The organism is Bacteroides sp. MSK.20.82 (assembly GCF_019052485.1).
GTDB lineage: Bacteria > Bacteroidota > Bacteroidia > Bacteroidales > Bacteroidaceae > Bacteroides > Bacteroides thetaiotaomicron.
In genome coordinates this window covers 78,621-91,194 of the sequence record NZ_JAHQUN010000005.1, presented here as the reverse complement: position 1 = coordinate 91,194, position 12,574 = coordinate 78,621, and the positions used below count along the sequence as shown (strand labels likewise).

Below are 12,574 nucleotides of genomic sequence, written 5' to 3'. Positions count from 1 at the left end.
GAGTTAGCGTTTGATATTTATTTCAACTTTCGGACGCAACGGGTCGTTTGTAATCATCAAGATACGTAAATGATGTTTCTTATTACCTACATCCCGCTTGTGGATCGTCACTTTCAACTTAGTCATTCCGTCCGGCGGAATGACCGTCTTTTTCAGTCTTACTCCTACAGAAGAGTTGAATACCTGTAGCTTACTGATGACTAACGAGGTCTTGCCCGCATTAGCAATCAATATATCATGGCTGACTTTATTCTTCTTGATCAACGGAATACTCAGGTCAATATTCGTCTCCGAGATGTGGATGGAAGGAGCATTCAAAGAATCTTTCTCCGTCATACGCGAGAAATCGGGAAGAAGAATGGCCGAAACGGGTATCTCATTGTCTTCACTCACTTTATCACCGGAGAAACGGGACAGGTAGACAGAGGTCTGTGTCAGTCCGAAGTCCTGTAGCTGGCTGGCATCCAGTGTCAGCTTGATCGTTCCTTTTTTACCTTTCAGCAGTACTTTAGGTTCCGCTTCCATCTTCAGATAAGGAGGCAGGTGCATCAACACCGGTTCGTACGGACGGTCGGAAAGATTGGCAATGCTGAACGTCATGGACGGTTGCTGTCCGCGATAGACATCGGGGAAGGAGAACTCGTCACGGTCAATGCGGATATTGCCGATGGCATACGGAAGAAGTTTTGAATAATCTTTGATTTCCTGCACTACCTCACCGGTGAATTTCAGATAAACCAGATTCGGAGTGGCATTGCTGTATATGCCTATCGACTTGTCAAAACGTCCCAGCGCTTTCGCGTCAAAAGAGGCTTTCACAGTTCCTTTGGCACCCGGAGCAATGGGTTCCTTTGTCCAGTCGGCTACGGCACAGGCGCAGGAAGTCGTGACATTGGTCAGCACCAACGGTTCGTTTCCGGTATTGGTGATGGTATATTCTACTGTTACCGGCTTTTTCCATTCTATTTGTCCAAAGTTGTGCGTCTCCTTGTTAGAGGAAATACGGGGTTGGGCAACAGCCGCCAAAGTGACAGTAAGCAGAGTAAATATCAATAGTAAAGTACGTTTCATGTGATATATTTTATTTTGGTCCACAAATGTAGGAGTTTTAGATGAGTTTTTCATCACAGATTACATAGATTAACACCGTTTGAGAAAATACTTTACCCTGTGACAACTCCTGCAACGCGGTATTCATCAACAAAAAGTTCCCCACCGATGAAGGCAGCCTTCATCGGTGGGGAACACCTTCCTCATCGGTGGCGAGTCCCCTGCTCACCGGTGGGGAAGAAATCTTCTCCGCACGTTATTTAATAATAATTGTCATCGAAGCCGAATGCGAAGCGTATTCCGGCGCATAGGCGCATTGCATGGTTGCCAAACCTGTCTCATAGGTTCCCGCTCTGCTGATACGATAGCTATGCTCCAACACATACACTCCTTTTCCTAAATGGTCAAAGAAGAAATTGGTAGAAGCATCCTTGATGTCTACGTAATAGCCGATTCCATTACTCCAGTTGTAACCGGATACACTGCCGATCGGTTCGAAGCAGGCGCCCCGCTGGTCTTTCAACTGTACGAAGTCCATCGGACGGTCTGCACGAATGCTCAAACGGGAAACTACTTTATCGCCTACCTGAAGAGCGGTCTTTTCTGTAATAGGCTGTAGTTGAGGAGCATTGTTTACCATACGTTCCACATACAGTTGCTTTTGCACATTCAGTTCTCCTCCCTGTTGTCTCACATCCTTGATGGGTGATTCATATTCCGCGTAAACGGCTCCCCACGCGATGCCCGGATTTCTCTTTTCGACTTCTATCTTACGGGCGTCCACTACATTCTTCTGTGTAAACGAGCGTTTGATATAGCCCAGTCCCGGTACGGTAGTCTTGCTTGGAGAGACAGTTTCCAGCACCTCTTTTGCAATGACAATACGCACGTCTCCCTGATTGTCGAGCAGGTTTACGCCTTTCATCAGTAAGGCATAGACAGCATCGGCAGTAGCTACCGGAGAATTCCACTGTTGGGTCTGTTTCTGTTTGAGCAGCCAGAGTTTCATTTCTTCTACGGTATCGTTATTTCCGCCTGTCAGTTCCAGTGCTTCCATTACGTCTACATGAGCCTGCATTTTCATTCCGCCCCAGGAATAGGGATTTTCATTGAAGGCAAAGAACATTCCCTGTTCGTCCGTCTTCGTCAGATGTTCTTTCAGTGAAGCGATGAATTCCTGAGCTTCTTTCTTCCGTCCGGCCTTATCCAGAATGATAGCGGCAATCGCTTTCGTATCCATCGAAGCGGTCGGAAGCATTTCGCCTATCTTGGACAGATAATAAGTATAGGCGGCTTTATTGGAAGCCGGAACTTGTTCGCCGGACAGAGCGATCAGATATAGATATTGCAAGATACTTCCGGAAATCCCTGTAAACTTCACCCCGTCTTTCTGTGCTTTGAGAATTTCTCTATATTCCTTCAGAGCTTCCTGATGGAGATAGGTAAAGGCATTCTTCTGCAAGGCAAGCGCCGTGCCGCTTGGTTGCTCACCTGTCATCATAGCCAGGCGGGCATTCAATTCGGCAATGTAGGTAGTGACGTAACGGCTACCGGTCATACCTTTATACCACGACCATGCTCCGCTTGAATTCTGCAACTCCTGTAATCTTGTCAATGCGGCAATGTTGTTGCTACGGATATTGTTCAGATCGAACAGAGTGGCGATACGTTCTTTCTGCTGTTCTTCCGTTTGCGCTTCGAGTACCCACGGAGATTCGGATAACAGGATATTCTTCACTTCCTGGTTCTTTTGCAGGTTGCTCAGGAAGGTTTCTTTGGTTCCCCCCTGTAGCTTCCAGCTATCGAATACGGCTTTAATACGTGGCTGGCTGTTCATGATGTAGGAAGCCAGTGTATTTGCGTAGTAAGCGGTAGCCCACGAAATGGCATTATTATTTCCCGGAAGGCTCAATGAAGGCAATGCCTGAATAGCATACCAGGCAGGATTTCCGGTAAATTCAACGGTTAGTTTACGGTCGGTTGCCGTCTTACTATGATGATTGAACAGGCTGTCGAGAGAGAAAGTACGTGTTTCTTCTCCACGGACAGGCATCGGAAGCGTTTCTACCAGATGCTCTTTATTACTAAGCACGGGAAGTAGCTGCTGTTCACCATCACTGAAGGTACCGCTGTCGGCTATCATCCGGCATCCCAGTATCTCGTATTTATCACTCACGGTAAACATGAAACTGACGCCGATTGTCTTTCCGGCCTCTACAGTAAACTTCTGTTTTTGTGTGCTGATTACCTTTTCCGTCATCGGATCAAAGAGAATCATGCTCACCGTACCGGCCTGCGGCTTTCCAGTCATGTTGGAAATGGAGGCGGCAACAGATGTCTTATCTCCGACACGTACGAAACGAGGTAGATTAGGAGTCAGCATAAATTCTTTGCTTGTAGTGGCTTCACCGTCCAGTGTGCCCATCAGCATACCTTTGGTATGAGAGTAACCGCGGAAGTTCCAGCGGGTCAGACTTTCGGGCATAGTGAAGGAGAAGGAAACTTCGCCTTGTTCATTGGTACGAAGTTGTGGGTAGAAGAAGGCTGTTTCCGCAAGGTTCGTACGCAAATCGGCGGGAGCTTCGGGAAGAGTTTCTTCTTCGGATGCGCCGTCCAGCTTGCCTGCCTCTACTGACACTAACTCTGATTCAAATACCGCATCCTCAGCAACACTTCCAGCCAAAGCAGGTACATATTTTGCTTCCGCCTTGCTTCTCGAAACGCCCCGTATCATCATACTGCCCGTCATTGAGGCCTGCTTTTGCACGCCATATCCTCTGACCATCACTCCCGGCACCATTCCATTCAACGCCTGGTCCATCGACATCGTTCCCTGCGTCACAAAATAGTCATATTCCATTGTCGGTACTTTGAAGTATTTATTATTCCACCAGTAATTGAACGAATTATTACCGAAATATCCGCCCATCCAACTAGAATAAGGGATGATCTGATTATAGAATACACTGAAATTCTGTTTTCTATTCCATATCTTATCCAGCGAAGCATCGTACATAGTTGCTAGCATTTCTGCCTCGGCAGCCTGTCCCTGCGGTGTCTTAATAGTCAGTTTCCATTCTTCTTTCTGTCCGGGACGCAGCTTATCACGGAATACTTCCCATTTCATGGTCAATGTCTTGTCCGGCAGACGCTTTTTCAGCCTTGCCTGTTCCTGATAGACTTGTCCGTCTCTTACCATACAGAAACTTACCAGTACTCCGTCACCATAGCTTTCCTGATATGGATATTTAAAATGTACAATTGTGTCGGACAGATTCATAGTCTTGCTTTCCAGCAACTTATTACCGGAGAATACATTCATCATCACATAAGCATCTTTTTTCGAAGTTCCGAAGCAGAACACGGCCGGATGCGTTGCATCAAATTCCGTATTTGCCTCATAGAACCAAACGGTCGTTTCTACCGGCGGACGGTTATCTTCGCGGGAGAAAAGAATGGTGTTGGCCTCAGCCGTCACTTCTTTGCCCTGTCCATCTTTTACGACTGCTTTCAACACATACGGTCCGGAAGGAAGGTTTCCCCACTCAATCGTCATTTCTTCGTTGGAAGTAAATGTACCTGTTGCAGCCGGATTCTCGTCCAGTTGCTTGAAGTCCGCATCTTTCGCCTGATAGAGGGAGAATGTACCTTTTACTTCAACAGGCTGCCCATTCAGATTCTGTACCTTAAATACAGTGTTAAACGGTTGATTCTTACAGGTCTTCTCTTTTAATTCTGTTTGTAGAATCAGTGAACGGTTACCTGCTGCTATCACATCTGTAGACGACTGTGTTTCACCTGCTACATTGGTTGCAGTAGCCTCTATCGAGTAGCGGTAATAGATTCTGGTATTATTCTTATAGGCGTTATTTTCTTCCAAAAAAACCGGAATCGTAAATTCCCCGTCCTCATTGGCAATTACCTCACCGGAAGCAATCTGCGTACTTTCCGCCAGTCTCCAAAGATCGACAACAGAACGCTTCACTGTATATTTTACCGGAAGGTCTTGCAGCAACACACCGCTATAAGACTGTATCTTACCTTTCACCTCTACCTTATCGCCCAATTGATAACTGCCCTGTTGCTTGTCGAAAGTAATATCAAACGTCGGACGTTTATAGTCCTCCACGCGAATATTCGTTCTTCCCTCGCCGGCTTTCAACGAAAACATCCCATTCAGACAAGCGGATGGCAATGCAAAATCGACAGTAAACGAGCCGAATTCATTGGTACGAACCGCTTTCTGTCCAACTTCCTGATTATTTGCATCCATCAAAACAACAGTATAGTCCTTGTTCGGAAGTACATCTGCCGTATCAGATTTCTGTACATAGGCAATTCCTTTCACATATACGGTCTGACCGGGACGGTACAAAGAACGGTCCGTCAACAAAGTCATTCCTTCGGAGACCTTGTTTTCATCTCCGTAATATCCATAACTTCCACCGTAAATGCTTTGAAACGGCATACCGGTATCGATACCTTTAGCAGCTTTCAAATATCTGTATTCGGATTTCCAGGGGAAGACAACTTTGCCATCTGCCCCAGTTATATATTCCTGCAATACTTTTTCGTCATTCGTATAAAGAGTTATTTTCGCATTCGGTATAGGGTGTCCCGTTTGTCCGTCCAGCGTCACTACCTCATATTGATTTCCCGGTAAACGGCAGGTCAATACTTTGAAACGTGTCACATTGAATTTGCTTTCACTGTCTCTCTTGGCACGAATATCCGGAACGATACGCATTACATATTGTCCGACTTCCGGCGCTTTAAAGGTAAATACCGTATCCTGCGTCCGGTAGTCTTCGGGACGAAGAACTGCAAAGTGCTGCTCCTTTATCAACTTCTTTGCCTGATAAAGACGAAGTGTAAATCCATCCAGATTCTTGTGCGAAGCTCTTATTTCGATTTCCTCACCAGGGAAAGCTGTTGCAGCCGCAGTTACATTCAGAAACGGTGACAGGATATCTTCGCGCAAATTCTTCAGAGCGTTAATTCTACGATAACCGGGGTATAAACGGATGGCCTCATCACAAAGCTGCAAAGCTGACGTTTGCTGTTCTTTTTCAATCGCATAGCGAGCCTGGGCCAAATAAACTTCAGCACAAATACTCTCTGATTTAAATCTGCTTTTCAGTTCATTCAGTGCAGTAACGTAGGTATCTTCTGTTAATCCCGACAATCCTTTCTTCAGTCCGAAAGGCCGGATGTTTCTATCTGAATCACGTCTCCACTCTAAATAGCTGAGCGCTGTCAACACATAGCCTTCTTTCAAACCGGATGCTTTATAAGCAGCAATCATATTTCCATAAATTGCTATAATATCCTGTTTCACCGAAGATTCTTTTTCAGCAGACGAATCTTCCGAAATATCTTCCACCGGAGTGGCACGATCCAATCCCGCTACCTGCTGTAAAGCTACAATACTGCGGGTAGCCAGCAGATGATACATATCATGATGATAGTATTCACTTGTTTCGCCCAACTCAACAAAAGGAATATAAGTACGTGAAGATGTGTTAAGCAATAGTACGGAATCCGCCATTGCTTCCCTTACGTTTGTTCTCACTTTCTCTACAAACATGTTTGCTGTCCACTCCCTCATATCTGCCGAAGGAGCTTCACCTACAATCTCTGCCCGTTGCCGGAGTTGCCATTGATTGTTAAAAGCATACATTGAATAAATCTCGGCTATCAGCGAATGTAATACAGCTCGGTCCATGGGTTGGTCAGTTTGCTTTGCCCACAGTTCCAAACCATTCAGGTTCGTATACAGGCTATCTGGGGTCAGCATATCCCGGTATCTCATCCGCCACATATACGCTTTCAGCATTTGTGGAGAGTTCTTATCTTTCTCCCCTTTCTGATAAATCTCGCCAGTCAGTTTTATCACAGTCTCAGGCAGGCTCTTCTTTTCTGCCTGCTCCACTTGTTTCCATAATTTGTCGTAAGTTTGTGCCTGCACTGCCGGAATCACTCCCAGACATAACAGCACCAGCATACAAATCTGCCTTATTTTCATAATCTTTCCAGTTTAAGTTTGATATATATCTGTATAAATAACAAAGTAAGGAATAAAAGTTTAAAGATTTATTCTTTTTCAATTAATTTTCAATAATTGTCTTATTTCATCTGATACCAAATTTGAAAAAGAGACAGCAATGTTCGATTTTTAAGATTATATTAGAAATTCAGTTAATCAAAAAATAATGAACCAGCAAATAATTCGCATAAATAAGTGTAATAATATGCAGAAACATAGACTAATATTACATAAAGGTACGTGAAATATGCATCTTTTCTTACCAACAAAACCTTCGTTGGTTTAAAACCAACGGGATGTTCCTTTTAAACCAACGACTCTTTCCTCACCGAGGAACTTATTTATCACCGGCAAAAAAGTAATAAAAGAGGCATAGGGAGGCTATTTTTCTCTAGTTTATCGACAATAACAAACATGATAACAATAGCATAATGAATCATCAAATTTCAATAAAGTTACCAAATAACCAGTTTAAGATCAAGACAGCTTCAATTTAATCACAAAACCATCCAATTCATAAAAAGAGTAAATATCATAGTTACAAATGCCGAAGCTTTTTCATTCTATATTTATATGATGTTGGCATTAGCGCCTTCCTGACTGTTTAAATATTCCCTTTTTAAGAAGGTCATTTTTTCACCATGAGACCGATATATACACAAATAGAAATAAAACAGGTGAGGAGCTAAAAGAATGTATCGTAATATGGGAAGAAAACAAGAGTATATTATGTGAAAAGAAATACGAAAATAAAAATGGAAGAAAACAACAATATACTTTTTGATCTTTGATTTTCCCCTATTTAGTTCTATCTTTGTCTATGTTTCATATAAAAATGTAATTTAGATGGACGAGAGATTCAGACGATACCCGATAGGAATACAGAATTTCGAAGATTTGCGAAATAATGGTTATGTGTACGTTGATAAAACGGAGTTAATTTACCGTTTGACAAACACAAATAAGGTTTATTTTTTAAGCCGTCCCCGACGATTCGGGAAAAGTCTGCTAGTATCTACACTCGAAGCTTATTTTTCCGGAAAGAAAGACTTGTTCAACGGATTGGCAATGGAAACTCTGGAAAAAGAATGGGCTGTTTATCCGGTGCTACATATTGATTTCAGTGTGAGTAAATATATGACTGCCGAAGCGTTATCAGCCGTCATTAATTACCAGTTACTGCAATGGGAAAAATTATATGGACGCGAAGAAGGAGAAACGACTTTCAGCCTTCGTTTAAAGGGAATCATACAACGCGCATATACACAGACCGGCAAACCAGTTGTGATACTTGTAGATGAATATGATGCTCCCATGCTGGACAGTAATAACAATACGGAATTGCAAATAGAAATTCGTGATATTATGCGCGATTTCTTCAGCCCTTTGAAAGCGCAAGGCCAATATATCCGTTTCCTTTTTATCACAGGTATCAGCAAATTCAGTCAAATGAGTATCTTTAGCGAACTGAACAACTTGCAAAATATCAGTATGTGGGATGAATATAGCGCTATATGCGGCATTACCGAACAAGAGGTACACACACTGCAAATCGATATCGAACAGATGGCTCAAGCCAATAACGAAACATATGAAGAAGCTTGTACTCATCTGAAACAACAATATGACGGATATCATTTTAGTGAAAATAGCGAGGATATTTATAATCCATTCAGTCTGTTCAATGCTTTCGCACAAAAAAAGTATTCCAATTTTTGGTTTTCTACCGGTACTCCCACTTTTTTGATAGATCTCCTACAAGAAAGTAACTTTGATATCCGTGAGTTGGATGACACTACTGCTACAGCAGAACAATTTGATGCTCCCACTAATAGAATTACCGACCCTCTTCCAGTACTTTATCAAAGCGGCTATCTCACTATTAAAGGATATGACCCGAGTTTTCAGCTCTATACCCTAGCTTACCCCAACAAGGAAGTCAGGAAAGGATTTCTCGAATCTCTCATGCCTGCTTATGTACATTTGCCCGCACGAGAGAATACATTTTATATAGTATCATTTATTAAAGACTTACGTGCCGGAAATTTGGATGGATGCCTGGAAAGACTAAAGTCCTTCTTCGCTTCTATCCCTAATAAGTTAAATAATAAAGAAGAGAAACATTACCAAACCATCTTCTATCTATTTTTCAGGCTGATGGGGCAATATATAGATGTGGAAGTAGATACAGCTATCGGAAGGGCTGACGCCATTGTAAAATTACAAGATACCCTTTATGTCTTTGAATTTAAAGTGGACGGTACACCGGAAGAAGCATTGGCGCAGATTAATAGTAAGGAGTATGCCATTCCCTATCAGGTGGGAGACTGGAAAATAATAAAAGTGGGAGTAAACTTTGATAGTGCGACAAGAACTATCGGAACATGGAAAACAGAAAGATAAAGAACGCGGATTAACCACTATACAGCCTAAATGACAGAATAAAAAGTGGGGATAACGTTTTCAATAACGCATCCCCACTCAAGCTTAGTTAATGTACTGAATCTCATTTTTCAATTCTGTACCCCCATGAAAGCATTTCGTTGCGACCTACTTCACTGAGGATTTTTCTAATTAATGAACTCATTTTCTTTGCCATAATCTTTAAACCTTTAAAATTACTAATACCTGAAAACTAAAAAACTTAAATCTTCTCTTTGGGGAGTATGCCAAGTGTTGAGTATCCCCAAACATGTACATCGGCATTGCCGATCTTTCTAAACAATCTTTCTAACTTTTTCATTTTGTTATCCTCCTAATTACATGTTTTATAACACAAAAATACGACCATTGTTTATAGATTGAGCCGAAAAAGGAAAGAAATTTATGTTTTATAGCATATCAATTGATTTGCATCAATTAATTTATTTGTTATAAAGCAGAATTATAATTTCAATGGCAGCAAATATGACAAAAAGGCACGGAAGATAATCTTCCATGCCTTTTTACTATATGATACCTATTATATAAATAGGAAAAGAATCCTTATTTCGTCGGAGTCTGTGCTAATGTAGCCACCAGGAAGTCATAGAACTTCTGTACGGTAGGAATCAAAGCTCTTTCATCCGGTGAGTGCGGCGAACGCAATGTCGGACCAAATGAAATCATATCCAACCCCGGAATGATAGCACCGATAATACCACATTCCAAACCTGCATGAATTACTTTCACTGCGGGTTCTACTCCAAACTGCTGTTTATAAGATTCCTTCATCGCATGCAAAATAGGTGATTCAACGTTCGGCTGCCATCCTGAATAGCCGCCAGTCATTTCTACCTTCATGCCTGCCATAGAGAAGCAAGACTCAAGACTGGTAGTCAGATACTCTTTCATACTATCGCTGGAGCTACGGGCCAGAATCTTAATCTCAGCCTTACCACCGCCAATCGTAATGATAGCCAGATTAGAAGATGTTTCCACCGTATCGGGAACGGTCGGAATCATACGGGTCACACCATTCTGACAAGCAAAGATGGCATCAATCAGATTATCCTGAATTTCTTCGGGCACTTCACCGGCAGGAAGTTCCACACGTTCTGCCGTAAAGCTGATCGGAGTTTCGATTGCAGAGAACTCTTCATTGAACAAGTCTTCGCAATATTTCACCAAGCCCAGCAGTTCCTCTTCGTTTTCAGCAGGAATGGCAAGTACCGCACATGCCTCACGAGGAATCGCATTGCGCATATTACCACCGTCCCAGCTTACCAGGCGGGCTTCATAGCTGGCAACCGCTTCACGCACGAAACGTACCAACAGCTTATTGGCATTGGCGCGCCCTTCATTGATTTCCAATCCAGAGTGTCCACCACGCAAACCTTTCAGACTTACTTTAACAGCGACGTCGCCTTCTTCGGGAGCTACTTCCTTATATTCCAGCGTAGCAGTCACATCCATACCGCCGGCACAACCGATATACAGTTCGCCTTCGTCCTCAGAGTCAAGATTCAGCAGGATTTCTCCGTTTACCGTACCCGGTTTCAAGCCGAATGCACCGTACATTCCGGTTTCTTCATCTTTAGTGATCAATGCTTCCAGCGGACCGTGTTTCAGATCATTCGCTTCCAGTACAGCCATGATAGCAGCTACACCCAGTCCGTTATCAGCACCCAGCGTAGTACCTTTGGCTTTTACCCAGTCACCGTCTATATAAGTTTCGATAGGATCTTTTTCAAAATCATGAACCGTATCATTATTCTTCTGAGGAACCATATCCATGTGTGCCTGAAGAATTACACCTTTCCGGTTTTCCATGCCCGGAGTTGCCGGTTTACGGATAATCACATTACCCGCTTCGTCTACGAAAGATTCCAGTCCCAAGCCTTTTCCGAAGTTAATCAGAAATTCAGTCACTTTCTCCATGTGTCCGGACGGACGGGGAATCTGAGTCAACGAATAAAAATGCTTCCACACATTCTGTGGAGCTAAAGAAAGAATAGTACTCATAACAAATCTATTTTTATTAAGTGATTACTTTCGCTGTCTATTGGTAAACGGCAAATCCGCCAAACCATATACACCCAACAAAACTACCAAAAAAGTTTGAATACCATGCACAATTAGAGCAAATATTCCGGCATCCGTCACATTTACTCCGTAAAGCATCATCATCTCCATGATAGCAAAATGCCACGGTCCTGCCCCGTTGGGAGTCGGTACAATAACAGCAAACGTACCGCCGACAAACATTACCAGTGCCGCAAGAATGCCCAAATGAGCAGTGAATGCAAAACAATAGAACGTAAAATAGAAATGAAAAAAATAACAAGCCCAGATGGCCAATGTATAAAATATGAACAAAGGAATATTGCGTACTCCTTTCAAAGACATGATTCCTTCCCAAATATTCAACACAAAGCCTTTCACCCGTTCATAGAAAAACAGCGTTTTCCTTAAATAATAAAGAAGCACCACCACCCCGATAAAACAAAACAAGACGATATAAAACCATACCGAAGTCAAAAGATAAGCAAAAGAAGGTATCTTGGTCCCCGTATTTTCAAGGAAAGTGACAAACACCGGCATTTGCAGCAATACAGTAATGCCGGTAATCAGAAAAATGGTCAATGTATCTACCAGTCGCTCCGTCACCACTGTCCCCAGCGATTTGGCAAACGAGACATTATCATACTTCGCCAACACCCCGCAACGACTCACCTCCCCTATCCGGGGAACGACCAAGCTGGCGGCATAAGAAATAAAGATGGCATTCACACAGTCGCTTCTTCTGGGGAAAGCATCCAGCGGCTCCAGCGTCTGCCGCCACCGCCACCCGCGAAATACCTGAGCAAGCACCCCGAACAAGAGCGAAAAAAGCATCCACCACCAGTTCGTACCATGCCGTAATACCTCGCCGACCCTGCTGAAATCAAAGTCGCGATAAACCCAGTATAGAATAAAGCCGCCTAAAACAATCGGTAATATCAGCTTCAGCGTCTTTTTTAGTAGTTTCTTCATCCTTAATTCTTCATTCTTCATTTA

5 protein-coding genes are annotated in these 12,574 nt (G+C 43.0%); 1 reads left to right on the top strand and 4 read right to left on the bottom strand.

What is annotated here, in order from left to right; translation table 11 throughout:
- Positions 1 to 3 precede the first annotated feature (3 nt).
- Together KTR07_RS07495 and KTR07_RS07490 are read right to left on the bottom strand one after the other, a co-directional pair.
- A complete protein-coding gene (locus tag KTR07_RS07495; protein ID WP_165938022.1) occupies positions 4 to 1,071 on the bottom strand; it encodes a DUF1573 domain-containing protein in 1,068 nt (355 codons plus the stop codon).
- A 235-nt stretch (positions 1,072 to 1,306) separates the two neighbouring features.
- Positions 1,307 to 7,075 carry an alpha-2-macroglobulin family protein gene (locus tag KTR07_RS07490; RefSeq protein WP_165938021.1) on the bottom strand — a complete coding sequence of 1,923 codons (5,769 nt, stop codon included), beginning with the start codon at positions 7,073 to 7,075 and terminating at the stop codon, positions 1,307 to 1,309.
- 867 nt (positions 7,076 to 7,942) lie between these two features.
- Here KTR07_RS07490 and KTR07_RS07485 point away from each other — a divergent pair.
- Positions 7,943 to 9,499, top strand: a complete 1,557-nt coding sequence (locus tag KTR07_RS07485) for an ATP-binding protein (protein ID WP_008764287.1) — start codon at positions 7,943 to 7,945, stop codon at positions 9,497 to 9,499.
- Positions 9,500 to 10,081: 582 nt separating this feature from the next.
- Here KTR07_RS07485 and KTR07_RS07480 read toward each other — a convergent pair.
- Together KTR07_RS07480 and KTR07_RS07475 are read right to left on the bottom strand one after the other, a co-directional pair.
- Positions 10,082 to 11,539 carry an aminoacyl-histidine dipeptidase gene (locus KTR07_RS07480; protein WP_008764285.1) on the bottom strand — a complete coding sequence of 486 codons (1,458 nt, stop codon included), beginning with the start codon at positions 11,537 to 11,539 and terminating at the stop codon, positions 10,082 to 10,084.
- 24 nt (positions 11,540 to 11,563) lie between these two features.
- Positions 11,564 to 12,550 carry a lysylphosphatidylglycerol synthase transmembrane domain-containing protein gene (locus tag KTR07_RS07475; protein ID WP_117981307.1) on the bottom strand — a complete coding sequence of 329 codons (987 nt, stop codon included), beginning with the start codon at positions 12,548 to 12,550 and terminating at the stop codon, positions 11,564 to 11,566.
- Between the last annotated feature and the right edge of the window lie 24 nt (positions 12,551 to 12,574).